Source organism: Dactylosporangium sp. CA-233914, from assembly GCF_050942935.1.
In the GTDB taxonomy this organism is placed as follows: domain Bacteria; phylum Actinomycetota; class Actinomycetes; order Mycobacteriales; family Micromonosporaceae; genus Dactylosporangium.
The window spans coordinates 8,741,773-8,766,072 of sequence record NZ_CP192030.1; the positions used below are offsets into that span (position 1 = coordinate 8,741,773).

The following is a 24,300-nucleotide window of genomic DNA, read 5'->3' on the forward strand; positions in this document are numbered from 1 at the left end:
CACGACTGGATCGCACGATCCGCGAGGGCTGAGCGCGCTCAGGTCCGGCGGCGCCGGGTCAGCAGCAGGATCAGCCCGGCCAGCAGCAGCACCCCGACGCAGACCGCGCCGATGATCAGCATTTGGATCATCGCATCGCCGAGGGCGTTGGGGAACGTGTGGCTGCCCGCCTCGACGTCGGGAGCCCCCTGCACGCCCGAGAGCAGCGGGTTGGCGGCGACCGGCGCCACGTCGGCGGTGAGCGCCTTGACCAGGTTCAGCCGGCCGTACCCGTACTCGGGGTCGCGCCCGGGCGCACCCGCGTCGTCGGCCGTGGCGATGAGCCGCTGCACGACGTCCTTCACCGGAAGCTGCGGGTACTTCGCCCGGATCAGCGCCGCCGCCCCGGACACGATCGCGGTCGCGTTGCTGGTGCCGTTGGTGGACTCGTAGTAGCCGACGACGCGGCCGCCGCCGGCGGCGGAGACCATCGGGATGTCCACACCCGGTGCGGCGAGCACCGTCTGCGGCCCGTGCAGCGCCCCGTCCCACACCTTGCTGTCGCGGTCCACGGCGGTGACCGCCAGCACGCCCGGGAAGCTGGCCGGCTCGAGGACGGCGGTGCGGCCGGGGAACTCCTTGGCGTTGCCGGTCAGGGCCACGACGAGCACGTCGTGGTCCAGCGCGTACTGCACGGCCTCCAGGCCGCCGGCCTCAACCTGGCCGCCCGCCGAGATATTGATCACCTTTGCGCCGTGGTCAACGGCCCACCGGATGGCATCCGGGATGCGCGTCCAGGTGCCCGGGGCCGGGGCGCTGCCGGTCATGATGCGCACCGAGAGGACCTTGGCCTCGGGCGCGATGCCGAGCAGATGGTCGGCGTTGCCCCCCTCGGCGACGATGAGACCGGCCATGCCCGAGCCGTGGCCCGAGTCGTCGGCCAGGCTGTTGTCGTCGCCGAGGTAGGAGATGCCGGCGAGCACCTGCCCGTCGAGGTCGGGGTGCTTGCCGATGCCGCTGTCGAGGACGGCCACGACGACGCCCTCGCCCTGAGTGATCTTCTGCGCGGCGGCGACGTCCAGCGTGGTGAGGTACCACTGGCGGTCCCGCATGGTCTGCGCGGAGGCCGCCGGCGCGGCCACCACCGGGGTCGCCGCCATCACAGCGAGGGCCGCGGCCAATGCCACCGGGCGCAGCACGCGCATCATCGATCTCCCATCGCTATCGGGGGCGCGCCGAACAGCTGTCCGGTCTCAACAATCATGTCGAATGATCATGACACCAAGCTGGCATTCGACATATAGCTTGAGACGATCCCGACGCTCCGGACCCGACTTTCGGCATGAGCATGCAGGGGCTGCGCTTCGATGTCCCAAGAATCATGTCATCGGCATGTATCCGTGAGCTGGACTGCGACAGGTATGGCGAGACTGAGCCGGCGAGGATTCTCAACGATGGTGGCGGATTCGGTAGGTCAAGCGGCTGTGATGGATGTGACTAGACTAGTTTCCCCGGAGATCAACCTTCCACACCGCCGTGACCGTGGGTAACTGTTGGTATGTCTCTCGCAAGGTGGCGGCGATCCCATCGCGGCATGTCCGCGCACCTGAGCATGCGGTCCGCCGGCTGCCATCGCACGCCATCAGTGACGTGAGCGTGCGCCTCGCCGATCGTCCCGGCCGCACAGATCGCCGTAATCGGTCAGGAAACACGCCGCGTCGCCGGCCGCGGTATAGCCGACCCAGGTCTCGAACTTCCCGTCGCCGCCAAGGGCGAAGCTGATCAGATTGAGACCCGTGTCTTCGTCGACATAAGTGATGTAGGGCTCGCCGGAGCCGAAGGAGAGGTCGGCGATGAGGTCCTCCCTGGCCTCGGGATCGGTCAGCGTCTCGAACACCTCGACCGATCCGAACGACCCTGTGGCGCCGTCGACCGGGAAGAAGCAATGTTCCCAATCCGGCCGTCCGGCCACCTTAGCCGGCCGCCACTCGTGCACAGGCCCGGGGCAAACGATGACCCGCGCGGCGATCACCCAGCCGCGCTCGCGCAGTACCTCCACGGGATACTCGCCCGGGGCGATCGTCTCGGCGAATGCCCAACGGGCAACCTCCCCGGCCGGGAAGAGACCGGGCGGCTCAGCAGCGACCAAACGGCCACTGGGCAGTCTCAACGGATCGGCGACGATGACATCCACGTCCATCAGTGCCATGTTGAAGTCGGGATTCATAACCGGAATCGTGACACAGTCTGGTCCAGTTCGATGCCTGCCCCGGCGGAGGCGACAACCCGACTCCCGAATTCCTCAACGCGGATGAGCACAGCGGGCCAGGGCGGCTTCTACACCGGTCCGCCAAGGTGGACGTGCCTCTCGATTTCGACCTCTATGACAGCGACGAAACAGCGCTCTGACATCGGCATGAGCGGGTCGTCCGCCAGGTACTGCATGACGACCGCCTGGGCCGAATGGCGCCGCTCCTCGTCGCGGAAGCCGCGGTGCAGATCAACCAAAGACGCAACCCGACCGTACTGGGCCAGCTCCACAAACGCGCAGCCGTTCCCGGGTGCACGCATATCAAGCAAATTCGGATGCGCGGCACTTGCGGTCGATCACCTGTGCCACTGCGCAGCGTCACCAAACTGGCAAGGACGCAGCACGCCCGCCTGCACTTCCCGCGAGCACGTCAAGCCCGTCCGGACGCCATTGATCCACTGAGAATCGCCAAATTGCCTGAGACGCTCTTCCCCACATAGATGTACATATCGGGCCCCGTCGCCACGCTGCACGAGAATCCGTCGGAAAGGCTGCCGACTGCCTGAGAATCCGCCAACCTGACCAAGACCGGACAACAGCTGCTGCTCCATCGGCGTCGGCGCCAGCCTCGCAACCTAAGTCTGACATTCGCAGACTTCGGCGAAGGACACTGACGGTCCGCCGGGCGGCCACCCCGGCGGATTGGCCGGCGCCGCTCGGTAACGTTAGGACGCACGGGGAGAGCGGTCGTGGCCGCCCGAACGACGATGCTCAGTGATCATGGCCTGGAGGAACGGGTGGCACCCACGCAGCGGATCACCACCAGGAACGCCCGCTTCCAGCAATGGCAGGCGCTGCTGACGAACCGGAGCAAGCGGCAGCGTTCACGCGAGTTCCTCGTCCAGGGCGTACGGCCGATCAACGTCGCCGTCGAGCAAGGCTGGCCGATCCGGACCCTGATCTTCGACATGCAGCACCAGCTCTCGGGCTGGGCCCAGGATCTGCTCCGTACGACGTTCGCCGAGCAGGTGGCCATGGCTTCAGAACTTCTCGCCGAACTGGGCGAGAAGCACGAGGAGGCACCCGAGCTGATCGCGGTGATGGAGATTCCGGACGACGACCTCGACCGCATCAAGGTGTCCGGCGACTTCCTCGGCGTGCTGTTCGACCGCCCGACGACCCCGGGCAACATCGGGGCCATCATCCGCTCGGCGGACGCCTTCGCGGCCGACGGTGTCATCGTGACCGGTCATGCCGCCGACGTCTACGACAGCAAGTCCGTACGGGCGAGCACCGGATCGCTGTTCGCGCTGCCGACCGTCCGGGTGCCCTCAGCGCACGAGGTCATGGCCTGGCTCGACACGCACCGGGCCGCCGGAACGCCGGTTCAGCTCGTCGGCACGGATGAGCACGGCGACGTCGATATCTTCGACTTCGATCTGACCGGCCCTACGCTGCTGCTCATCGGCAACGAGACCAAGGGACTGAGCTCCTCCTGGCGCGAGCTGGCCGATCAGACCGTCAGCATCCCCATGGCCGGCAGCGCCAGCTCGCTCAACGCCGCCAATGCCGCGACCGCGGTGCTCTACGAGGCCGCCCGCCAGCGCATCGCCCGGAGCAGGCTGTCCCGCTGACGTGACCCCGGCTTCTTCGCCACGATCGAACGATCGCCGCGGCCGGGACCCCGCACGCCGTCCTCACGGGTTCAACATCAACCGAAGTATTGGCATCCTTAGATCCGATGTCACGCCGGGGACGAGCCTCGTTCACGGCCGAACGAAAGGTTGCTCCCTGTCAGCAGGCAGTGAAGGGAGTTGCCCATGTCGAAGGTTGCCAGGGCGGTCGCGGTCGTCGTCGTGGCCGGCGCCGGGATCGTCGCCGGACTCGCCGGCCCGGCCGGCGCCACGCCGCCCGGGATCCCGTCCAAGACTACGGCCCAGTCGGAGCTCAACGCGCTCACCGTGGCGAGCGAGGGGTCGATGAGCGGGTACAGCCGGGACAAGTTCCCGCACTGGATCACGATCTCCGGCTCGTGCGACACGCGCGAGACCGTGCTCAAGCGCGACGGCACGTCGGTGGTGACCAACAGCTCGTGCTCGGCGACGTCCGGCCGCTGGTACAGCCCCTACGACGGCGCGACCTGGACCGCGAGCTCCGACGTGGACATCGACCACGTGGTCCCGCTGGCCGAGGCGTGGCGCTCGGGTGCGAGCTCGTGGACGACGGCCCAGCGCCAGGCGTTCGCCAACGACCTGACGCACCCGCAGCTCATCGCGGTGACGGACAACGTCAACCAGTCCAAGGGCGACCAGGACCCGTCGACGTGGCAGCCCCCGCTGACGTCGTACCGCTGCACGTACGCGCGCATGTGGATCCGCGTCAAGTACACCTACAGCCTCAAGCTGCAGTCGTCGGAGAAGACGGCGCTGCAGTCGATGCTCAACGCCTGCTGACCGGAGCCCGCGAGAGTACGCCCGCGCGCCGTCCACCCGGCGGCGGGCGGCACTCGCGGCGGTACAGTCCGCGGAATGTCGCCTCGTGAGCTCGTCGTGCTGGGGACCGCCAGCCAGGTGCCGACCCGGCTGCGCAACCACAACGGGTACTTCCTGACGTGGGACGGCGAGGGCATCCTGTTCGACCCGGGCGACGGCACGCAGCGGCAGATGGTCCACGCCGGCGTGGCCGCGAGCGACGTGACCCGCATCTGTCTCACACACTTCCACGGCGATCACTGCCTCGGCCTGCCGGGGGTCATCCAGCGCATCTCGCTGGACGGCTCGCCCCACGACGTGCAGGCCTACTTTCCGGGCAGCGGGGAGGTGTACTTCGACCGCCTGCGAAACGCCACCCCGTTCTACGACACCGCCCGGATCACCAAGCATCCGGTCACGGGCGACGGGGTGCTCGCCGAGACGGCGAAGTTCCGGCTCGAGGCGTTCCGGCTCGACCACGGCATCGACGCGTTCGGCTACCGCCTGGTGGAGCCCGACGGGCGGCGCATGCTGCCGGACCGGCTGCGGGAGCGGGGCATCGCCGGGCCGGAGATCGCCGTGCTGCAGCGCGTCGGGCAGCTGCGCGGAGTGCGGCTTTCGGAGGTGAGCGAGCCGCGGCGGGGGCAGCGGTTCGCGTTCGTGATGGACACGCGGCTGTGCGAGGGCGTGCTGAGGCTCGCCGACGGGGCCGACGTGCTGGTGATCGAGTCGACCTACCTCGCCGAGGACGAGGGACTGGCCGTCGCGCACGGGCACCTCACCGCCGGGCAGGCGGCTCGGGTGGCCGCGGAAAGCGGGGTCCGCACGCTCGTGCTCACCCACTTCTCGCAGCGCTACGACGACCCGTCGCGCTTCCGGCGGGAGGCGGAAGCGGTCTTCGACGGCGAGGTTGTCGTCGCCGAGGATCTGACCAGGGTCAGAATCCGCGGCTGAGGGGCTCAGTCACACTCGGTGCAGATCGGCGCGCCGTTCTTCTCCCGCGACAGCTGGCTGCGGTGGTGGACGAGGAAGCAGCTCGAGCAGCGGAACTCGTCACCGCGCATCGGCACGACGGGAACGGTCAGCTCCTCGTCGGTCAGCTCGGCGCCGGGCAGCTCGAAGCCGGCCTCGTTCTCGTCGACGTCGACCGCGGCCGACTGCCCGTTGGTCCGGCGGGCGGTGAGCTCCTCGAGGCTGTCCTCGGCGAGGTCGTTGCCGGCCGGGTGGCGTGGCGCGTCGTAGTCGGTGCTGATGGCCATGGCGTTCACCCTCTCTTGGTGACTTGGTTGTGTAACGAACGCCGCCGGTCCGGGATGTGTTCCCGGCCGACGATGGATGAACTTCACGACCGACGTGAATGAATCCAGCTGTGTCCCGGCTCACGCCGGTTCACGGGGATCCGGCGCCGATTCGGTCCACTGTGGACATATCATCAGCGGCAGCGCCAACGAGGCTACCTCGCCGGATCGCTCGTTCGCGGACTTTTGCGATTCTCGGCTCACATGTTCCCGGCCGTCACCGAAAAGCCCAGGTCAGGACCGCCGGGTGGCCGTTCGGGCGAACTCGGCGGAGGCGCCCGGGCGCCCCTGCGGCACTAGAGTGCACGCATGGACCTCCCAGAACGGGCCCGCGTGGTCGTCGTCGGCGGCGGCGTGATCGGCACGTCCGTGGCGTACCACCTGGCGAAGGCGGGCGTCACCGACGTACTGCTGCTGGAGCGGGACCGGCTGACCGCCGGAACCACGTGGCACGCCGCTGGGCTGATCGTCACGTTCGGCTCGCTGTCGGAGACCTCGACGCGGATGCGGCAGTACACCCGCGACCTGTACGCGAGCCTGGAGGCCGAGACCGGGCTGTCGACCGGCCTGCGGCAGTGCGGGTTCATCGAGCTCGCGGCGGACGAGGGGCGGCTGGAGGAGTACCGCCGCGTCGCCGCCTTCAACCGGCACCTCGGCGTGGACGTCCACGAGATCTCCCCCGCCGAGGTCCGCGAGCTGTTCCCGCTCGCGCGCACCGACGACGTCCTGGCCGGGTTCTACGTGGCGGAGGACGGGCGGGCCAACCCGGTGGACGTGACCATGTCGCTCGCCAAGGGCGCACGGCAGCGGGGCGTCAGGATCCGGGAGGGCGTACCCGTCACCGGGACCCTTCGCCGCGGGGACACGGTGGCCGGGGTCCGCACGCCCTTCGGCGACGTCGAGGCGGAGGTCGTGGTCAACTGCGCCGGGATGTGGGCCCGGCAGCTGGGCGAGGAGGCCGGGGTCAGCGTGCCCCTGCAGGCCGCCGAGCACTATTACCTCATCACCGAGCCGATCGAGGGCGTCACGGCGCAGCTGCCGGTGCTGGAGGACCCGGGGTCGTACGGGTACTACCGCGAGGAGACCGGCGGCCTGATGGTCGGGCTGTTCGAGGGCACCGCCGCCCCGTGGAGCGTCGAGCGGGTGCCCGACGGCTTCTCCTTCGGCACGCTGCCGCCGGACTGGGACCGCATGGCGCCCTACCTGGAGAAGGCGATGGCCCGCATCCCGGTCACCGCGACCGCCGGGATCCGGACGTTCTTCTGCGGCCCGGAGAGCTTCACGCCCGACCTCGCGCCGGTCTTCGGCGAGTCGCCGGAGCTGCGCAACTACTTCGTCGCGGCCGGGCTCAACTCGATCGGCATCCTGACCGGCGGCGGGATCGGGCGGGCGCTCGCGACCTGGATCGCCGACGGGCGGCCCGACGTCGACGTGACCGGGATGCACATCGACCGGCTGCAGCCGTACCAGCGCAACCGCGCCTACCGGGCGGAACGGACGGCCGAGGCGCTCGGCCAGGTGTACGCGACCCACTTCCCGGACAAGGCCTTCGCCTCGGCGCGGGGGGCCCGCCGCTCGCCGCTGCACGACCGGCTGGAGCCGCTGCGCCCGTACCGGCGGGACGTGTCCGGCTGGGAGATGCCCGATTTTTACGGATATTCCGGAAGTTTCACCCTATCCTGGGGCAGGCCCGACTGGTTCCCGCAGTGGGCGGCCGAGCACCGGGCGGCACGCGAGGACGCGATCGTCATGGACATGTCGTTCATGGCGAAGTTCCTGGTCCAGGGGCGCGAGGCCGGGGCGGTGCTGGAGGAGCTCTCGGCGAACCGGATCGGCCATCCGGGGCGGGTGACCTACACGCAGTGGCTCAACGAGGGCGGCACGATCGAGGCCGACCTGACCGTGACCCAGCTCGACGAGGACCGGTTCTGGGTCGTCGCCTCCGACACCGCGCACCGGCACGTGCACGCCCGCCTGCGCCGCCACCTGCGCGACCGCCACGCGTTCGCCACCGACGTGACCTCCGGCTGGGCACAGCTCAACGTCCAGGGCCCCCGCTCCCGCGAGATCCTCGAGGCGGCCGCCGGCGGGCCGGTCGGGCTGCCGTTCCGCGGGGCGGCCGAGCTCGAGATCGGCTACGCGGGGGTGCTGTGCCTGCGCATCACCTACGTCGGGGAGCTCGGCTACGAGCTGTACGTCCCGGCCGAACAGGCGGTGCACGTGTACGACCGCCTGGTCGCCGCCGGCGCCGGGCGGGGGCTGCGCCACGCCGGGCTCAAGGCCCTCGCCAGCCTGCGCATGGAGAAGGGGTACCGCGACTACGGCCACGACATCGACAACACCGACGACGTGCTGGAGGCCGGGCTGGGCTTCGCCGTGGCCCTGGACAAGGAGCACTTCATCGGCCGCGACGCCGTGCTGGCCCGCAAGGCCCGCGGGCCGCTCACCCGGCGGCTGGTCCAGGTCCTCGTCACCGACCCGAAGGCGCTGCTGTTCCACGCCGAGGTGGTGCGCCGCGACGGGCGCGACGCCGGATACGTGCGGGCCGCCTCCTACGGCCACACCCTCGGCGGCGCCGTGGGCCTGGCGATGCTCGACGCCGGCGAGGAGCCGCTCGACCAGGCGTGGCTCGACGGCGGCGAGCTGACCGTGGAGATCGCCGGGTCCGCGTACCCGATCCGCGCCTCCCTGCGCCCCCTGTACGACCCGGCGGGCGAGCGCGTGCGGGTTTGATCGCAGGCGGTCGGCGCAGGTCAGGCCGGCGGCGAGCCGCAGATGAAGTTCGGCTCGGCGTCGTAACGCCAGGCGAAGCGCTCCCGCCGGAGCTCCTTGCCGTCGCGGCTGAAGACCCGGTACGCCTCCTGCGTGAACCCGGGCGCGCCCGCCGTCGCGTTGCAGTCGGACTCCTGCAGGTACACCGTCTTCGGCTGGACGATCTTCGTGCGGGGGCCGTACACGGTGGAGACGTCGTATCGCCTGGTGCCGTAGAGGGTCACGGTCACCGAGTCGTCGCCGGTCGCCGTGTCGATCAGGATGCCGCTCGGGCCGTCGTTGCGGAACCGCAGGTCCAGCGACCCGAAGACCACCGTCGCCTCGATCACCGCCGGATACCGGTCGAAGTAGTAGGTGTGCGGGTGGTGCTCGACGTCGGCCAGGCCGGCCAGGTACGCCGCGTTGAACAGTGTCGTGGCGACCTGGGAGACGCCACCGCCCGGCGTGTTCTTGATCTTTCCGTCCTCGATGCCGGGCGCGTCGACGTAGCCTTTCGCGTGGGTACGGTCGCCGACGCGCTCGTTGAGGCTGAACGTCTCCCCCGGCCGGATCAGCATGCCGCGCAGCGCCTCGGCCATGGTCCGGATGTTCACCACCCGGGGCTGGCCGGGCTCGAAGCGGGTCGTGAACGCGCCGACCGGGGCCGTCACGCCCAGCTTGGCCAGGCTCGCCGCCGTGGTGCCGGCCGAGGCCGTCGTCATCGGCACCTCGACCCGGCGTGGGGTCGCGGTGGAGCGCAGCGCCCGCAGGATCGCCGGCGAGTCCAGGTCGACCCGGCGGCCGTCGGTCTCGCCGCGGATGACCGGGCGGCCGGCGGTGACCTCGAAGCGGGCGTCGGTGGCGGGAATCTCGACGCGGGCGAGGGCCGTGGCCGCGGACTTGCGCAGGGCGGCCGCGTCCAGGGACGGCACGAGCGTGCCCGAGGCGTCCGACTCGATCCGCAGCGCGGCGGCGATCCCGGCGGCCGGCACGTTGACCTCCCCGCGCGGGGTGGCCAGCACGAGCGGGGCGGCCACGGCGGGGCTCGCCAGGTCGCGGACCATCCGGTCGACGTCGGCGCGGGCGCTGCGCGGTACCAGCGAGACCACGGGGAACTCGAGCACCGGCCGGCGCAGCCAACCGGCCGCGGCGATCCGGGCGACCGCGGACCGGTCGAGCCCGCGCCCCGGCTCCGGGTACACCGGCACCGGGCGCAGCCCGTCGAAGCGCACCGCGGGCATGACCGGCGCGTCGCCCTGCGCCCCGAGGTGGTCCATGAGCGCGGCGAAGAGCCGGTCGCCGTCGACGCGCACGACCGGGTCGACGTCCTCGTGGGCGAACGGCAGCGGCGAGGCCTGCCCGGCGCGCTCGAGGGTGGCGTCGACGTCGACCGCGAGGCCGACCGCGGCGGGGTCGACGACGGCGGGCTCGGTGCCGACCCGCACGGCGACCGGCTGGCGGACCCGGGCCGCAAGGGCGGCGGCCAGGACCCGGCGCGCGTCGTCGCGGGAGCGGCCGCCGAGGTCGACGCCGAGGACGCGGACGCCGCGGTCGACGTCGTGGGCGTAGGTGCGCAGGGCCGCGAGGCCGGGCGCGACGACGAGGAGCGTGACGGCGATCACCAGCCGGCGGCGACGCACCGCCTGGCGGCGGCGGACCAGCGGCGGTACGACGGGCCGCGTCCGAAGCTCGGTTGCCATGCTGACACCGTGCCTGATTTGTTACCTTTCATGCTAAAAGTCGACCTTGATGCCCCCGAAAGTGTCACCACGACTGCCCTCGGTGAGCGTTTGACGGCCGGGTGTGCCGTCTGTGGCCTCCGGTAACGACACTGGCGAGGCTCGCTGGCAGGATGTGAGGGTGCGTCAGTTCCGGACCCTGGCAATGCGCGTGCGCTCCCCCGAGGCGAGCGCGGCGCTGACGCATGCCGCCCAGCGCATCGGCCTGCCGGTCGCGCAGCTGCCGGGCGACCCGGCCGAGGTCCACGGGCTGCACTCGGCCGACGGGGTGGCGTGGCGCGCGGCCGGCGGCTACCTCACCACGCTCATCGCGGGCGGCGCCGACATCTGCCTCTACGGTGCCTCGCCGTCCTGGTTCGCCTCGCTGCCCAAGGACGTGACCGGGCGCGACATCCGGCTCGTCAGCGTCGGCGAGGCGCCGGACTTCGTGGGGCCGAAGCCGGCGGTGGCCAAGCTCGCCGACGAGAAGCACCCGGCCTTCTCCGCGGCCTGGGTGCGCAACGCCGACGACCTGCGCAACCGGCTGCGCACGGCCCGGCTGCGGGCCGACAGCACCCTGATCATCATGGACCACTGGCTCGACCTCGCCTCGGAGTATCGCGTCTTCACCATCGGGCGGCAGCCGGTGGCGTGGTCGCCGTATCTCGTCGAGGGCGAGGAGTGGAGCCCGTCGCTGCGCACCCACCGCGCCTCCTGGCACGACGAGGCCGCGGCGTTCGTCGCGCTCATGCTCGCCGACCTGCCGGCGCAGGACGTGCCGCCGACCGCCGTCATCGACGTCGGGCGCACCGAGACCGGCGAGTTCGCGGTGCTCGAGGTCAACAACGTGTGGAGCTCCGGGCTCTACAGCTGCGACCCCGACGGCGTCCTGCGCGCCGTGCTGGCCGCCAACGACCCCGACTGCCACCCGAAGTGGCGCTGGCAGCCGGCGCCGGCTCTCGGTGCCTGACCTGCGGACCCGGCTGCGCGTCGGCTTCCACTGGCGCGGCGGCCCGGACGTGGTGTTCGCCGACATCACCGAGTGGTGGCGCGATCCGGTCGTCCTGCGGGATCTGCCCGCGGCCCTGAGCGCGCTGATCCCGGGCGAGCCGACGGTGGTGCTCGGCCCAGCGTCGCGCGGGACGCTGCTCGGCGCGCTCGTCGCCGCCCACCTCGGCGTCGGGCTGGTCGAGGTGCGCAAGAACGACCGCGTCGCCGAGCACGGGCCGCGGCTCTACGCGTCCCGGCGGCTGCCCGCCGGATATCACGAGGGCGGCGCCCGGCTGAGCTTCCGCCGCGCCCTGGTCCGCCCGCACGACCGGGTCCTGTGCGTGGACGACTGGGTCGAGAGCGGCGGGCAGGCCCTGGCCATCCGGGAGATGGTGACCGAGATCGGCGCCGCCTGGCTCGGCCTCGCCTGCGTCGTGGAGGACCTGGGCGAGCGCGACGAGATCCGCGGGCGGCTCGGGGTCCGGGCACTGATGACCGCCGACGAGCTGCTTGACGACTGAAGCGGGTAACCAACGCCGCTCGCCAGAAGTTCGGCACGCCACGGTGGTGATCATCAAGGGCATCGCCGTCCGCAACGGCTTCACCGCCGGCGCGGCGAAGTGAGCGTGTAGGGTGCCGAGCGATGACAGCATCGGGTGAGCAGCAGGGACGGGTCACGATCCGGCAGGTGGCCGTGCACGCCGGCGTGTCCGAGGCCGCCGTGTCCTACGCCCTCAACGGCCGCCCCGGCGTCTCCGAGCAGACCCGGGCGCGGGTCCTGGCCGCCGCCCGCGAGCTCGGCTGGGCGCCGAACATCGCCGCCCGCTCGCTCGGCACCGCCCGGGCCAACGCCGTCGGCATGGTGCTGGTCCGCCCGCCGCGGGTCATGGTCGTCGACTCGTTCTTCACCCAGATGCTCAGCGGCGTCGAGGCGGAGCTCAACCGCAACGACGTGGCGCTCGTGCTGCATCTGGTCGACGAATTCGCCGACACCATCGAGGTGTACCGCCGATGGTACGCCGGCCGCCACGTCGACGGCGTCATCCTGACCGACCTGCGCCACGGCGACCCGCGCCCGGCCGCGCTGCGCGAGATCGGCCTGCCGGCGGCGGTGATCGGCGGCGGCGACTCCGAGCTCGACGGCTTCGACCTGGCCGGGCTGAGCTCCGTCGACGCCGACACCGCCGGCACCGCGCAGAGCATCGTGAGCTACCTGCGGGCCCTGCGGCACCGCTCGGTCTTCCGGGTCGCGGGCCCGCGCGAGCTGCTGCACACGGCCCGGCGCGACGCCGCCTACACGGCCGCGGTCGCCGCGGCCGGCGACATCGACTACCGGGCCGTCTACACCAACTACAGCGCCGCCGACGGCATGCGCGCCACCCGCGAGCTGCTGAGCCTGGCCGACCCGCCGACCGCGCTGGTCTTCGACAACGACGTCATGGCCGCCGCGGCGCTGAAGGTGGCGCACGAGATGGGGCTCACCGTCCCCGCCGACTTCTCCGTCGTCGCCTGGGACGACTCCGACCTGTGCCAGATCACCGTCCCCGAGATCACGGCGGTCGTGCAGGTGCCGGCGCTGCAGGCCGAGCTGACCGCGCGGGCGCTGCTGACCGCGATCGGCGGCGGCGGGGAGACGCGGCTGACCCTGCCGCCCGGCACGCTGACCGCCCGCCAGTCGACGCGCCCGCCGCGCACCCGCTGAACGGTTCAGCAGTTGGTACGGCGGGAACCCCGGCCCTTCAGGGCCGGGAGGAACGCCGTCACGGACCGGGACGTTTCTGGTTTTCGATGTACTCCTTGACCACTGCGAGGGGCGCGCCGCCGCATGACCCGGCGAAGTACGACGGCGACCACAGGTGTTCGCCCCACAGGTACTTGCGCAGGTGTCCGGCGAACTCCTGCCGCAGGTAGCGGGAGGACACGCCTTTGAGGGAGTTGACGAGCTTTGACAGGGCGACGCTCGGCGGGTAGTGGACCAGCAGGTGGACGTGGTCGTCTTCGCCGTTGAACTCGCGCAGTTCGGCGCCGAAGTCGCGGCAGACGTCGGCCATGATCTCCTGGCAGCGGGTGAGGATCGGGTCGGTGAGTGCGCCGCGCCGGTACTTCGTGGTGAAGACCAAGTGCGCATGCAGGTTGTGCACGACTGAGCGACCCCGACGCACATCCGGGTCTGGGGTCCATCGAGGTGACATAGACCAAATGGTACGATGGTGGTGTGAAGCTGGTCGTACAGGTGAAGCTCCTGCCGACGTCTGAACAGGCGGCGGCGCTGGAGACGAGCCTGCGCGCCTGCAACGCCGCAGCCTCGGACGTGGCCGTGCTGGCGCGGGACGTTCGCTGCTACCGCAACTACAACCTGCGGCGGCACACCTACCACGACGTCAAGGACGGCTATGCGCTCGGTGCGCAGGCCGCCCAGCACGTCATCAAGAAGGTCGCCGACGCCTACAAGACCCTCGCGGCGAACATCAAGGCGGGGAACCTCGGCAAGCCCGGGTCGAAGCGCCGCCGTGCCGCCGAGTCGAACCCGATCAGCTTCCGCTGGGATGCCGCGCAGCCGTACGACGCGCGGATGCTGTCGTGGCAGCACGACGCCCGCACCGTCTCCATCTGGACCATCAACGGGCGACTCAAGACGATGGCGTTCACCGGCTCCCCGAACCAGGTCAAGGCGGTCGCCGCCCACCCGATCGGTGAGTCCGACCTTGTGCACCGCGACGGCATGTGGTTCCTCTACGCCACCGTCGAGATCCCCGACCCGGAGCTGCTCGACCCGACCGGGTTCCTCGGTGTTGACATGGGCATCGTCAACATCGCCTACGACTCCGACGGCACCCGCTACGCAGGCACGAAGCTCAACGGCTACCGTCGCCGTCAGCAGCGGCTCAGGACGCGGTTGCAGGCCAAGGACACCAAGTCGGCGAAGCGGCTGCTGACCCGCCGCCGCAAGAAGGAAGCGCGGCACGCCGCGAACGTCAATCATCGCATCGCCAAGCGCATCGTGACCGAGGCTGCACGCACCGGCCGCGGGATCGCCGTCGAGAAGCTGACGGGGATCCGCGACCGGGTCCGGCTGAAAAAGCCCCAACGGGTCACGCTGCACTCGTGGGCGTTCCACCAACTCGGCGAGTTCCTTGTCTACAAGGCCCGCCGGGCGGGTGTACCGCTGGTCGAAGTCGACCCCCGGTACACCTCCCAGACCTGCGCAGCCTGCGGGTATCGGGACAAACGGAACCGCCCTGACCAGGAAGCGTTCAACTGTCGATCGTGCGGGGTCGTTGCCCACGCCGATCACAATGCGGCCCTCAACATCGCTGCACGCGGTGTCGTGGGCTGGGGCGCAGTCAATCGCCCACACGCGGCCTGACCTTGCAGCCAGCAAGGCAGTGATCCGCAAGCCCGCCCATTCATGGGCGGGTAGTTGACTTGACACCGCTTCTCGGGCAAACCTAGGGTTTGGACTCGATTACTTATCCGGTTCAGTCGGGAGCACTACATGCCAGTTCTGCGTCCGCTGCACTCCGGCTGGACCGTCCGCGCCGCCGACCCCGCACCCATCGACGGCCCCCTCGCCGCCAACGTGCCGGGGTGCGTGCACACGGACCTGCTCGCCGCGGGCGCGATCCCCGACCCGTTCCTGGACGACAACGAGGAGCGGCTGCACTGGATCGGGCGCACCGCGTGGGTCTACGAGACGGCCTTCGACGCCGACGGGCTCGCCGGGGACCGCATCGACCTCGTCGCCGAGGGCCTGGACACCGTCTCGACCGTCACGCTCAACGGCACCGAGGTCGGGCGCACCGCGAACATGCACCGCGGATACCGCTTCGACGTCACCGGCCTGATCCGCCCGGCCGGCAACACGCTCAGCGTGCGGTTCGACTCGGCGTACGACTACGCGGAGGCGGTCCGCGACGCGGTCGGCCCGCGCCCCAACGCCTACCCTGAACCGTTTCAGTACATCCGGAAGATGGCCTGCAACTTCGGCTGGGACTGGGGCCCGACGGTCGTCACCGCCGGGATCTGGCAGCCGATCGGCCTGCACGCCTGGTCCACCGCCCGCCTGGCCCGGGTCCGGCCCCTGGTCTCCGCCGACCGGGTCGAGGTCCACGTGGACCTGGAGCGCACTGAGCTTCTGGCCGACCCACACCGCACCGAGTTTCCGGCCGACCCACACCGCACTGAGCTTCTGGCCGACCCACACCGCACTGAATTCCTGGCCGACCCACACCGCACTGAGTTTCCGGCCGACCCACACCGCACCGCCGACCGACCGCTGACGGTCACCGTGTCGGTCGCCGGCGTGGCTGCCTCGGTCGAGGTTCTCCCCGGCGCGACCTCGGTCGTCGTCACCGTCGAGGTGCCCGGCGCGCGTCGCTGGTGGCCGCGGGGCCACGGCGAGCCGCATCGCTACGAGTTGTCGGTAACGCTGTATGGGGCAGGCAAACTCGATCAATGGACTCGGCAGATCGGGTTCCGGACGGTCGAGCTGGACACCGCCGCCGACGCGGACGGGTCGCGGTTCGTGCTGCGCGTCAACGGCGAGCCGGTCTTCGTGCGCGGGGTCAACTGGATCCCCGACGACGCGTTCGTCACCCGGGTCGACCGGGAGCGCTACGCGGCCCGGATCGGCCAGGCGGTCGCCGCGGGCGTGAACTACCTGCGGGTGTGGGGCGGCGGGCGATACGAGAGCGAGGACTTCTACGACCTCGCCGACTCCCTCGGCGTGCTCGTCGGGCAGGACTTCCCGTTCGCCTGCGCGGCCTACCCCGAGGAGGAGCCGATCGCCGGCGAGGTCGCCGCCGAGGCCCGCGAGCAGGTCGTCCGCCTCATGCCGCACCCCAGCCTGGTCATGTGGGTCGGCAACAACGAGAACATCTGGGGCTTCCACGACTGGGGCTGGCCCGAGCAGCTGCAGGGCCGCACCTGGGGCGAGGGCTACTACCTGCGCCTCCTGCCGCGGATCGTCGCCGACCTCGACCCGACCCGCCCGTACTGGCCGGGCAGCCCCTACTCCGGGGACGCGACGCTGCACCCGAACGACCCCGCGCACGGCACCATGCACATCTGGGACGTCTGGAACACCCACGACTACCGCCACTACGGCACCTACCGGCCACGGTTCGTCGCCGAGTTCGGCTTCCAGGCCCCGCCCGCCTTCGCGACCCTGCGCCGCGCGGTCAGCGACGAGCCGCTCACGCCCCACTCCCCCGGCGTCGCGCACCACCAGAAGGCCATCGGCGGCAACGACAAGCTTGCCCGCGGCCTGCAGGGTCACTTCCCGGCGCCGGACTCGTTCGATGACTGGCACTGGGCCACGCAGCTCAACCAGGCCCGTGCGATCGCCTTCGGCATCGAGCACTTCCGCTCGCTCAAGCCACTGTGCATGGGCACGATCGTGTGGCAGCTCAACGACAACTGGCCGGTCACGTCGTGGGCGGCGGTCGACGGCGACGGCCGCCGCAAGCCGCTGTGGTTCGCCCTGCGCCGGGTGTACTCCGAGCGCCTGGTCACCATCCAGCCGCGCGACGGCGCCCCGGCGATCGTCGCCGTCAACGACACCGACCGGCCGTGGACGGCCCGGCTGGAGGTCCGCCGCCTCACCTTCGACGGTGCCCGGCGCGCCAAGGCGGTGATCGAGCTGGCCGTCCCCGCCGGGGGCGCCGCGACCGTGCCGCTGCCGCCCGAGCTGGCCACGCCGGAGCACCCCGCGGCCGAGCTGATCGTGGCCGACGGCGACGGCGAGCGCGCCCTGTGGTGCTTCGCCGAGGACGTCGACCTGGCCTACCCGCGCCCCGAGGCCGAGGTGACCGCCCGCCGGGCCGACGGCGGCGTCGAGCTCGTGGTCACGGCCCGCACCCTGCTGCGCGACCTCGCGGTGTTCCCGGACCGCGTCGACCCGGCCGCCACCGTCGACCGCCAGCTGCTCACCCTGCTCCCCGGCGAGTCGGTCACCCTGCGCGTGCGCGGCACGGACGTGACCGACCCGGCGGTGTGGTCGGCGGCCCCGGTGCTGCGCACGGCGAACGACCTCGTCACCCGCTAGACGCGGCCGCCGTGGGGCCGACGGCGGCATCGACGGCGTTGCTATCCTGCGCGCCATGATCCCGGACGATCCCGACGGCGAGCTGCGGCGCCTCGCGGGCGACCCGAAGTTCCCCCACCGCGACGCCGCCCGCCACGCCCTGCGCTTCCGCGCCAAGGGCGACGTCGCCGACCTGGTCGCCGTCCGGGACGACCCGCACCCGTGCGGGACGACCGAGATCGTGTTCGCCCTGGCCGGCTCGGCGCGCCCGTGGCTCAACTGGGTGCCGATGCCCACCGAGGCGATCTGCCTGGCCGCGAACCAGATCGCCGCCCGCCGCGCCCAGGGCGATCAGGTCAACGTCCAGCGCATGACCCTGACCGCGGCCGAGCCCCCGAGCGCGCAGGTCGCCGCCCGCCGGGTCATCGGCCCGCTCGACCTGCACATCAGTGCGTTCCCGCCGCCGGACATCCGCGTCGCGCTGCGCCGCCCGGCCCGGTCCGCGCTCTGGCGCTACGACGGCGTCCACCCGGTCCCGGCGGTTCCGGCCCCGTCGGCGGCCGCGGTGGCGACCCTGCACGAGGTCGGCGGCGAGGCCTGGCCGTCGATGCTGTCGGGCTACCTGCAGGCCGCCCCGCTCGGCAAGCTCCGACTGGACGACCTGCTGGGCCTGCTGTCGCACCTGCCGGAGCCGCCGGCGACCCCGCGCTGGGCGCACCTGGCCCGCTCGACGCCGACGTACTGGTACCGCCTCATGCAGCCCTGGGTCTGCCTAGGCCTGCTCCACCACGCGCCGGACGAGCCGTGGGCCGCCTCCACCCGCCGCCAGGTGCTGCTGGACCTGGCCTTCGGCGTCGAGGACTGGGTCAGTGACGCGGCCCTGTTCGCCCTGGTGACGCTCGCGTTCCGCGTGCCCGCCCACCGCCGCGAGGTCCGCGACCTGGTGCGGGCCCGCCTGGACGCGGCCGTGGCCGCCCCGCGCCAGGTGACGATCGAGGCGTCCCTGGCCCAGCTGATGCTGGTGACCCCCGGCTGCACGGCGAGCGACCGCGCCAAGGCGAGGTCGGTGCTGTCCGACCGCCCGGCCACCCGCCGCTGGTGGCCCTTCCGCGCCCGCTGACCCCGGGCGCCGACCAGCGCCGGCCCCCGGTCAGGTGGCCGGCGCGCAGCCGGTCCGGCGGCTCGCCCGGCGTGCGGGTGCCGCGCAGGACGTCCTCGTGGTAACAGTCAGTGTCACGGTGCCACTACGAAGCAGGCGTAGACGGCCGCCGCGTTGTCCAGGTTCCGTATCGGGCGGGTCCGCAACAGCTCGTCCGGCAGCACGCACTTGGGTTCTTTACTGCTCGAACCGGCCCGGGTCACCGGCGCCGACCCGCAGGATCTCGGGCTCGTCCTCCGACAGGTCCACGACGGTGGTCGGCTCGGTGCCGCACTCGCCGTCGACGACCGCGTCGAGCTGGTGGTCGAGCGCCTCCTTGATCTGCCAGCCCTGCGTCATCGGCTCGTGCTCGCCGGGCAGCAGCAGGGTGCTGGACAGCAGCGGCTCGCCGAGCTCGGCCAGCAGCGCCTGGGTCACCGTGTGCTGCGGGATGCGCACGCCGACCGTGCGCTTCTTCGGGTGCAGCAGCCGTCGCGGCACCTCGGGGCTGGCCGGCAGGATGAACGTGTAGCTGCCCGGAGTCGCGGCCTTGACCAGCCGGAACACCGCGTTGGAGATCTTCACGAACTGCCCGAGCTGGGCGAAGTCGCGGCACATGAGGGTGAAGTGGTGCCGGTCGTCGAGGCGGCGGATGTCGCGGATGCGCGCGAGGCCGGGGTGGCTGCCGAGCTGGCAGCCCAGCGCGTAGCAGGAGTCGGTCGGGTAGGCGATCAGGCCGTCCTCACGCAGGAGCGTCACGATCTGCTGCAGCAGCCGCGGCTGCGGATTGTCCGGATGCACGTCGAAGTACCTCGCCACGACTCCAGCCTACGTGTAGGAATAGCGCGTGACGGATCTGGAGGCCACGACCCGGCCGAGACCGCTCAGAACGGCAGCGCGTCCGGCTTCTGCGGGCTGAGCCGGCGCCAGACCACGACGACGAATCCGGCGAGCATCGCCAGCATCACGATGCGTAACGACACGAACATGATCGCCGTGTGGTTGACCGACAGCGCCTCCTCCACGAAGGCGAACCGCTCCGCCGGGCGCATCTCGTCGCGGGCGGCCTCGGCGAAGAGATACACGACGAGCGGGACGAGGGCGAGACGCCAGCCGAGGTACGTCCAGTGCCGCAGCACCGTGCGCCGGTCCCGCCCCATCCGGTCGACGACCCGCCCGGCGAGGCCGAACCAGACGGCGAACATCAGCAGCGTCACCCACAGCGCCACGCTGACCGCGGCCCCGACCCGGTCCACGAGCGCGAACACCGCCTGGGCGCTGGTGGCCTGCAGGTAGTCCTGCTCGACGGCGTACTGCCGCAGCGCCTTGTCCTCCCGGCGCAGCACGAGCACGTCGACGACGAGCAGCACGGCGTGCACGGCGGTCACGGCGAGGAACAGCCAGGTGTACGCCCGCATCGCCGCCGGCGGCCGGTCCTGCAGGATCTCGTCCTCGTGCTCCGCCGTCTCCTCGGGCGCGACCTCGGGGGCCGGGCGGGTGGTGGTTTCGCCCTCGCCGACGAGGGCGGCGAGGAAGGCCGCGGACGGCACGCCACCGTGGCGCACGCAGAGGTATCGACCGTCGGTGTCGTGCCCGGGGGCTCCACACGTCACGCAAGACATCGACACAAGATCCGCAGCTTAGCCGCCCGGACCCGGCATCGCCTGCCCCGGAACGGCCGAACCACCCAGCTGTTCGGCTCGGATTCACCTGCTGTCCCACGCTCGGCACAGCTTCGCTCACGCACCGCTCATCGTCATCCCCGCGCCCAGCCCTCGACCGCGCTCGCGAACGCGGTCCCGGGCGCGACGAGCTCGAGGAGGTGCTGAACGACGAGCCGCCCGTACGGCCCGTACGCGCCGGTCACGATAATCATGCGGTCCGTCCTTTCCCGAACGATCGGGGCGCTCGCCCCGCTTTCCAGGGGTGGTGCCGCCATGCCTCGCGCCGACGCCGTACGCAACCGCCAGCGCATCCTGACCGCGGCCAGGACGGCCTTCGCGGACGAAGGCCCGGCCGTGAGCCTCGACGACCTGGCCCGCCGCGCGGGCGTGGGCCCCGGCACGGTCCACCGCCACTTCCCGAGGAAGGACGCCCTGTTCGCGGCGGTGGTCGCCGACCGCCTGACCGAGCTGACCGCGGCCGCCGGGTCCCTCGCCGACGCCCCGGACCCGGGCGCAGCGTTCTACGAGTTCTTCCGCCGCCTGGCAACGGAGGCCGGCCAGAACCTGGCGCTGTCGGCCGCGCTGACCGAGCCGTCCCAGGTGGGCGCCGCGATCCTGGAGGCGGGTGCGGGCCTGGAGGCGGCGCTGGCGGTGCTGCTGCGCCGGGCCCAGGAGGCGGGCGCCGTCCGCGCCGACCTGACGACGGCGGAGCTGCATGCGGTCATCGCGGGCACCCTGGTGATGGAGCAGCGCCTCCCGGCGTCCGCCAAGGGCCGCGGCCTGCGGCTCGTCGCCGACGGCCTGACCCCGCGCTGACCGGCAGCTGGCCCGTCTGGTTCAACGCCGCGACCGCGGGAAGTGCGATAGCGGATCGGCGCCGCCGACGAGCTGCGGATCGCGCCCGCCCGCGGCCCCCGCTGACCTGCGGAAGGACCGGCACATGGAACTCAAGCCCGTCAGCCCCACCGTCAAGACGCCCGCGCGCAACTTCACCGGCGACGTCTACCTGACCCCGATCTACAACGGCACCGGCCCGTCGCGGATGACCGTCGCCCTCGTGCGCTTCACCCCCGGCGCCCGCACCAACTGGCACGCCCACGCCGTCGGCCAGACCCTCCACGTCACCGAGGGCGTCGGCCTGGTCGGCACCCGCGACGGCACCGTGCTGCGCATCCGGGCCGGCGACACCGTCATCTGCCCGCCGGGCGAGGACCACTGGCACGGCGCCGCCGCCGGCACCTTCATGAGCCACCTCGCGATGCTCGAGGCCGAACCCGGCGGCGCCGACCCCACCACGTGGCTCGAACCCGTCCCCGGCGAGGAGTATCAGGAGGCGAACCAGCGCTGAGCCGGCCCGACCGACGGCGGGGTCAGTAGCCCTTCCACTCCTGGCGGGCGTACTCCATGATCTTCGGGTCCATGAGCGTCGACGGCGGGACGTCGACGCGGCGGCGGTCGGCCGGGAAGACCGACGCCGCGCGCAGGACGTCCGCGTCGAGGAAGCGCAGCGGCTCGGGTGGCGGGCGCAGGGTCAGCGCGGGCGGGGCGCCCTCGGCGGCGAGGAAGAAGCCCCAGTCGCCGAAGGACGGAACGTCGACGTGGTACGGCACCGCCGCCAGACCGGCCGCCGCGAGGGTCGCGGCCACGCACCAGTACTCGCGCGGCGCGAAGTACGGCGACCCGGACTGGACCACCATCCGGCCGCCGGGTGCGAGGGCCCGGCGGACCATCGCGTAGAACTCGACCGAGTACAGCTTGGCGGTCGCGGTCTCGTCCGGGTCGGGCATGTCGACGACGATCGCGTCGAAGCGGGCGCTCTGCTCGCGCAGCCAGGCGAACGCGTCGAGGTTCAGCAGGTGTACCCGCGCGTCGGCGAACGCGTTCCGGTTCAGCGCGTGCAGCCGCGGGTCGGTGCGGGCGAGCCGGATGACCGCCGGATCGAGCTCGACCTCGGTGACGGCGGTGACGTCGGGGTACTTGAGGACCTCGCGCAGGGCCAGGCCGTCGCCTCCGCCGAGGATCAGCACGCTCCCGCGGGCGCCGGCCAGCAGCGGGTGCACGAGGGCCTCGTGGTATCGGTATTCGTCGATTGATGCGAACTGGAGGTCGCCGTTGAGGAACAGGCGCACGTCGGAGCCGTCGAGGGACTGGGTGAGCACGATCTGCTGGTAGCGGCTGCGCTCGGCGAAGACCACCGGGTCGGCGTACAGCTGCTGACGGGCCGTGACCTCGAACTTCGTCGAGTAGTAGTAGCAGGTGCCGAGCACGGCCAGGACCGCGAGCGCGCCGGCGGCCAGCGCGGTGCCGCCGCGGCGGGCGAGGTCCCGGCGGAACACGGCGACGACGACGGTGAGGCCGACGACGGCGTTGACCGCGCCGACGATGAGCGCCCCGCGCAGCTGGCCGAAGACGGGCAGCAGCAGGAACGGGAAGGCGAGGCCGCCGAGCAGGGCGCCGACGTAGTCCGCGGCGAACAGGTCGGCGACGGCGCTGCCCGCGTCCTGGGCGCGGATGCGCTGCAGCAGGACCATCAGCAGCGGGATCTCGGCGCCGATGAGCGCGCCGAGCAGCAGGGCCATGGCCACGAGCGCGGGGGCGTACAGGTCGAGGTAGGCGAACGCGGCGTACAGCGCGAGCACCGAGAGCCCGCCGAAGAGCGCGAGGGCGAGCTCGATCCAGGCGAACGCGGCGAGGGCGCGCTTCTGCAGCGGTTTGGCGGCGAGCGCGCCGAGGCCCATCGCGAACACCATGACGCCGAGGACGATCGAGGCCTGGGCGGCGGTGTCGCCGATGAGGTAGCTGCCGAGGGCGACCAGGGCCAGCTCGTACACCAGCCCGCAGGCGGCGCAGACGAAGACCGCGGCCAGGACCGCGGTCCGGCGGAACCGGCTCATTCGGGATTTTCCGACTGACGGCGATTGATCGCGAAGCCCAGGACGGCTGTCACCACGGCAGCCAGCAGGAACGAGCCGCTGATCACCACCAGCACCCAGCGGTCCCGCCAGAAGTCGCTGCCGCCGGAGGACAGCGGCGCGGGGCTCGCGGAGAGGGAGGGCTCGGCCACGGTACCGCTGACCGCCCCCGCCTCCTGGGCCAGCAGCGGCAACGCCTCCGCCGCGTCCAGGATCGCCGCCGCCGGGTCGTCGAGCAGCCGGCTCGGGCCGGCGCCGAGCCGGTCGAGTCCGGCCGGGTCGATGTCACGGCCCCCGGTGACGTTGCTGACGATGCTGTACCGCGCGTAGTCCTCCGACTCGCTGCTGTCCGGGTACCAGTGGTACGTGCCGCGCACCTCGATGTATCGCGGGCACTCGTCGGCCCGGTCGGACACCTTGACGCCCGGCCCCAGGTTGGAGCCGGAGCTCACCGGCGTCGTGGAGTCCAGCAGCTGCCAGCCGTAGCAGACCTCGTGCGCCTTCGCGGCCCGGGCCAGGTCGTCGGCGACCGACTGCGCGTCCTGCGCGGGGACGGCCACGGAGGAGTCCCCGTCGTCGCTCCTCGTCGAGCAGTACCCGAACACGCACAGCATCACCACGACGACGACCCCGACCCAGATGCCGTCGATGAGCTTCTTCGACATCAGAGGATCGCCGCGGCGATGATCGCACCGACCGCCAGGTGCACCGCCGCGGTGATCCACACGGCCGGGTGCGGCTGCGGGTGCACGAGCAGCTCGCCGAGCCGGCCCGGGGTCAGCATGTCGACGACGACGAACGCGACGGTCATCACGAGCAGGCCGATGAGGCCGTACCCGACCGTCGCGGCGATCCCCTGCGCGAAGTGCCCGTCGCTGGCCACGATCGCGGTCGTGGCGATGACCCCGACGGCAACCAGGTTGGAGGCGAGCAGGACCGCGGCGTTGGCGTTGCGCTCGACCCAGATCAGGTGCCGCAGCGAGCCGGGCGTGGCGACGTCGACGAGCACCGCGCCGATGCCCATGAGCAGGATGCCGACCCCGGCGTAGCCGAGCGTGACCGCGAGGTCGGTGACGAGTTCGAGCATGCTGATCGCTACTTTC

The 24,300-nt window shown here is 71.7% G+C and carries 23 protein-coding genes; 12 read left to right on the plus strand and 11 right to left on the minus strand.

Annotated elements, in window-relative coordinates; all coding sequences use genetic code 11:
* Window positions 1-38 precede the first annotated feature (38 nt).
* The 3 genes from ACQPY0_RS39080 to ACQPY0_RS39090 form a co-directional block, all read right to left on the minus strand.
* Window positions 39-1,187: a S8 family serine peptidase gene (locus ACQPY0_RS39080; RefSeq protein WP_432972725.1), complete on the minus strand. Its 1,149-nt coding sequence runs from the start codon at window positions 1,185-1,187 to the stop codon at window positions 39-41.
* A 434-nt stretch (window positions 1,188-1,621) separates the two neighbouring features.
* Window positions 1,622-2,206, minus strand: coding sequence for a DUF4241 domain-containing protein (locus ACQPY0_RS39085; protein ID WP_432972728.1), 585 nt, complete (start codon window positions 2,204-2,206; stop codon window positions 1,622-1,624).
* 110 nt (window positions 2,207-2,316) lie between these two features.
* On the minus strand, window positions 2,317-2,520 hold the full coding sequence (locus ACQPY0_RS39090; RefSeq protein ID WP_432972731.1) for a hypothetical protein: 204 nt from the start codon (window positions 2,518-2,520) through the stop codon (window positions 2,317-2,319).
* A gap of 507 nt (window positions 2,521-3,027) precedes the next feature.
* On the opposite strand from ACQPY0_RS39090, the gene ACQPY0_RS39095 reads away from it, so the two are divergent.
* The 3 genes from ACQPY0_RS39095 to ACQPY0_RS39105 all read left to right on the plus strand — a co-directional run bounded on the left by ACQPY0_RS39095 (window position 3,028) and on the right by ACQPY0_RS39105 (window position 5,655).
* Window positions 3,028-3,864, plus strand: a complete 837-nt coding sequence (locus ACQPY0_RS39095; RefSeq protein ID WP_432995538.1) for a TrmH family RNA methyltransferase — start codon at window positions 3,028-3,030, stop codon at window positions 3,862-3,864.
* Window positions 3,865-4,050: 186 nt separating this feature from the next.
* Window positions 4,051-4,683, plus strand: a complete 633-nt coding sequence (locus ACQPY0_RS39100; RefSeq protein ID WP_432972734.1) for an HNH endonuclease family protein — start codon at window positions 4,051-4,053, stop codon at window positions 4,681-4,683.
* A gap of 75 nt (window positions 4,684-4,758) precedes the next feature.
* Entirely contained in the window at window positions 4,759-5,655 is an 897-nt protein-coding gene (locus tag ACQPY0_RS39105) for a ribonuclease Z (RefSeq protein ID WP_432972737.1), read from the plus strand.
* Window positions 5,656-5,660: 5 nt separating this feature from the next.
* Here ACQPY0_RS39105 and ACQPY0_RS39110 read toward each other — a convergent pair whose 3' ends face one another.
* Window positions 5,661-5,954 (minus strand): DUF4193 domain-containing protein, encoded by a 294-nt coding sequence (locus ACQPY0_RS39110; RefSeq protein WP_432995540.1) that lies wholly within the window; start codon window positions 5,952-5,954, stop codon window positions 5,661-5,663.
* 354 nt (window positions 5,955-6,308) lie between these two features.
* On the opposite strand from ACQPY0_RS39110, the gene ACQPY0_RS39115 reads away from it, so the two are divergent.
* The gene (locus ACQPY0_RS39115) at window positions 6,309-8,732 is read left to right on the plus strand and encodes a GcvT family protein (RefSeq protein ID WP_432972740.1); all 2,424 of its coding nucleotides are present in this window, start codon (window positions 6,309-6,311) and stop codon (window positions 8,730-8,732) included.
* A gap of 20 nt (window positions 8,733-8,752) precedes the next feature.
* Here the strand turns inward: ACQPY0_RS39115 and ACQPY0_RS39120 are convergent, their stop codons facing one another.
* Window positions 8,753-10,450, minus strand: a complete 1,698-nt coding sequence (locus ACQPY0_RS39120) for a VanW family protein (protein ID WP_432972743.1) — start codon at window positions 10,448-10,450, stop codon at window positions 8,753-8,755.
* Between the two features lie 160 nt (window positions 10,451-10,610).
* Here ACQPY0_RS39120 and ACQPY0_RS39125 point away from each other — a divergent pair, with 160 nt between their 5' ends.
* The 3 genes from ACQPY0_RS39125 to ACQPY0_RS39135 all read left to right on the plus strand — a co-directional run bounded on the left by ACQPY0_RS39125 (window position 10,611) and on the right by ACQPY0_RS39135 (window position 13,160).
* Window positions 10,611-11,438, plus strand: a complete 828-nt coding sequence (locus ACQPY0_RS39125) for an ATP-grasp domain-containing protein (RefSeq protein WP_432972746.1) — start codon at window positions 10,611-10,613, stop codon at window positions 11,436-11,438.
* Window positions 11,431-11,979, plus strand: coding sequence for a phosphoribosyltransferase family protein (locus ACQPY0_RS39130; RefSeq protein ID WP_432972749.1), 549 nt, complete (start codon window positions 11,431-11,433; stop codon window positions 11,977-11,979). Before ACQPY0_RS39125 ends, ACQPY0_RS39130 begins: the two co-directional genes overlap by 8 nt.
* A 122-nt stretch (window positions 11,980-12,101) precedes the next feature.
* Complete coding sequence (locus ACQPY0_RS39135; protein WP_432972751.1) at window positions 12,102-13,160, plus strand: LacI family DNA-binding transcriptional regulator; 1,059 nt, start codon at window positions 12,102-12,104, stop codon at window positions 13,158-13,160.
* Window positions 13,161-13,218: 58 nt separating this feature from the next.
* Here the strand turns inward: ACQPY0_RS39135 and tnpA are convergent, their stop codons facing one another.
* A complete protein-coding gene (gene tnpA, locus ACQPY0_RS39140) occupies window positions 13,219-13,650 on the minus strand; it encodes an IS200/IS605 family transposase (protein WP_432972640.1) in 432 nt (143 codons plus the stop codon).
* Between the two features lie 23 nt (window positions 13,651-13,673).
* Here tnpA and ACQPY0_RS39145 point away from each other — a divergent pair, with 23 nt between their 5' ends.
* From ACQPY0_RS39145 to ACQPY0_RS39155, 3 genes are all read left to right on the plus strand, one after another.
* Window positions 13,674-14,825, plus strand: coding sequence for an RNA-guided endonuclease InsQ/TnpB family protein (locus tag ACQPY0_RS39145; RefSeq protein ID WP_432972754.1), 1,152 nt, complete (start codon window positions 13,674-13,676; stop codon window positions 14,823-14,825).
* 129 nt (window positions 14,826-14,954) lie between these two features.
* Window positions 14,955-17,504 carry a glycoside hydrolase family 2 protein gene (locus ACQPY0_RS39150; RefSeq protein ID WP_432972757.1) on the plus strand — a complete coding sequence of 850 codons (2,550 nt, stop codon included), beginning with the start codon at window positions 14,955-14,957 and terminating at the stop codon, window positions 17,502-17,504.
* Between the two features lie 55 nt (window positions 17,505-17,559).
* Window positions 17,560-18,603, plus strand: coding sequence for a hypothetical protein (locus tag ACQPY0_RS39155; protein WP_432972760.1), 1,044 nt, complete (start codon window positions 17,560-17,562; stop codon window positions 18,601-18,603).
* Window positions 18,604-18,819: 216 nt separating this feature from the next.
* Here the strand turns inward: ACQPY0_RS39155 and ACQPY0_RS39160 are convergent, their stop codons facing one another.
* Entirely contained in the window at window positions 18,820-19,440 is a 621-nt protein-coding gene (locus ACQPY0_RS39160) for an L-threonylcarbamoyladenylate synthase (protein WP_432972763.1), read from the minus strand.
* Between the two features lie 65 nt (window positions 19,441-19,505).
* Window positions 19,506-20,243 (minus strand): hypothetical protein, encoded by a 738-nt coding sequence (locus ACQPY0_RS39165; RefSeq protein WP_432972766.1) that lies wholly within the window; start codon window positions 20,241-20,243, stop codon window positions 19,506-19,508.
* A gap of 315 nt (window positions 20,244-20,558) precedes the next feature.
* Here ACQPY0_RS39165 and ACQPY0_RS39170 point away from each other — a divergent pair, with 315 nt between their 5' ends.
* Complete coding sequence (locus ACQPY0_RS39170) at window positions 20,559-21,101, plus strand: TetR/AcrR family transcriptional regulator (RefSeq protein ID WP_432972769.1); 543 nt, start codon at window positions 20,559-20,561, stop codon at window positions 21,099-21,101.
* Window positions 21,102-21,225: 124 nt separating this feature from the next.
* Window positions 21,226-21,633, plus strand: coding sequence for a (R)-mandelonitrile lyase (locus ACQPY0_RS39175; protein WP_432972772.1), 408 nt, complete (start codon window positions 21,226-21,228; stop codon window positions 21,631-21,633).
* Between the two features lie 22 nt (window positions 21,634-21,655).
* On the opposite strand, the gene ACQPY0_RS39180 is transcribed toward ACQPY0_RS39175, so the two are convergent.
* The 3 genes from ACQPY0_RS39180 to ACQPY0_RS39190 are packed head-to-tail and all read right to left on the minus strand — an operon-like array spanning window position 21,656 to window position 24,284.
* The gene (locus tag ACQPY0_RS39180) at window positions 21,656-23,179 is read right to left on the minus strand and encodes a polyamine aminopropyltransferase (protein ID WP_432972775.1); all 1,524 of its coding nucleotides are present in this window, start codon (window positions 23,177-23,179) and stop codon (window positions 21,656-21,658) included.
* Window positions 23,176-23,862, minus strand: a complete 687-nt coding sequence (locus tag ACQPY0_RS39185) for a hypothetical protein (protein WP_432972778.1) — start codon at window positions 23,860-23,862, stop codon at window positions 23,176-23,178. The genes ACQPY0_RS39180 and ACQPY0_RS39185 overlap by 4 nt, the downstream gene beginning before the upstream one ends.
* Entirely contained in the window at window positions 23,862-24,284 is a 423-nt protein-coding gene (locus ACQPY0_RS39190; RefSeq protein WP_432972781.1) for a DUF350 domain-containing protein, read from the minus strand. The genes ACQPY0_RS39185 and ACQPY0_RS39190 overlap by 1 nt, the downstream gene beginning before the upstream one ends.
* Between the last annotated feature and the right edge of the window lie 16 nt (window positions 24,285-24,300).

What these genes read in the sequence shown, in the direction of transcription:
- ACQPY0_RS39080 (WP_432972725.1), bottom strand. Translation starts at nt 1,187, where the DNA reads ATGATGCGCGTGCTGCGCCCGGTGGCATTGGCCGCGGCCCTCGCTGTG.
- ACQPY0_RS39085 (WP_432972728.1), bottom strand. Translation starts at nt 2,206, where the DNA reads ATGAATCCCGACTTCAACATGGCACTGATGGACGTGGATGTCATCGTC.
- ACQPY0_RS39100 (WP_432972734.1), top strand. Translation starts at nt 4,051, where the DNA reads ATGTCGAAGGTTGCCAGGGCGGTCGCGGTCGTCGTCGTGGCCGGCGCC.
- ACQPY0_RS39105 (WP_432972737.1), top strand. Translation starts at nt 4,759, where the DNA reads ATGTCGCCTCGTGAGCTCGTCGTGCTGGGGACCGCCAGCCAGGTGCCG.
- ACQPY0_RS39115 (WP_432972740.1), top strand. Translation starts at nt 6,309, where the DNA reads ATGGACCTCCCAGAACGGGCCCGCGTGGTCGTCGTCGGCGGCGGCGTG.
- ACQPY0_RS39120 (WP_432972743.1), bottom strand. Translation starts at nt 10,450, where the DNA reads ATGGCAACCGAGCTTCGGACGCGGCCCGTCGTACCGCCGCTGGTCCGC.
- ACQPY0_RS39135 (WP_432972751.1), top strand. Translation starts at nt 12,102, where the DNA reads ATGACAGCATCGGGTGAGCAGCAGGGACGGGTCACGATCCGGCAGGTG.
- tnpA (WP_432972640.1), bottom strand. Translation starts at nt 13,650, where the DNA reads ATGTCACCTCGATGGACCCCAGACCCGGATGTGCGTCGGGGTCGCTCA.
- ACQPY0_RS39150 (WP_432972757.1), top strand. Translation starts at nt 14,955, where the DNA reads ATGCCAGTTCTGCGTCCGCTGCACTCCGGCTGGACCGTCCGCGCCGCC.
- ACQPY0_RS39155 (WP_432972760.1), top strand. Translation starts at nt 17,560, where the DNA reads ATGATCCCGGACGATCCCGACGGCGAGCTGCGGCGCCTCGCGGGCGAC.
- ACQPY0_RS39165 (WP_432972766.1), bottom strand. Translation starts at nt 20,243, where the DNA reads ATGTCTTGCGTGACGTGTGGAGCCCCCGGGCACGACACCGACGGTCGA.
- ACQPY0_RS39170 (WP_432972769.1), top strand. Translation starts at nt 20,559, where the DNA reads ATGCCTCGCGCCGACGCCGTACGCAACCGCCAGCGCATCCTGACCGCG.
- ACQPY0_RS39175 (WP_432972772.1), top strand. Translation starts at nt 21,226, where the DNA reads ATGGAACTCAAGCCCGTCAGCCCCACCGTCAAGACGCCCGCGCGCAAC.
- ACQPY0_RS39180 (WP_432972775.1), bottom strand. Translation starts at nt 23,179, where the DNA reads ATGAGCCGGTTCCGCCGGACCGCGGTCCTGGCCGCGGTCTTCGTCTGC.
- ACQPY0_RS39185 (WP_432972778.1), bottom strand. Translation starts at nt 23,862, where the DNA reads ATGTCGAAGAAGCTCATCGACGGCATCTGGGTCGGGGTCGTCGTCGTG.
- ACQPY0_RS39190 (WP_432972781.1), bottom strand. Translation starts at nt 24,284, where the DNA reads ATGCTCGAACTCGTCACCGACCTCGCGGTCACGCTCGGCTACGCCGGG.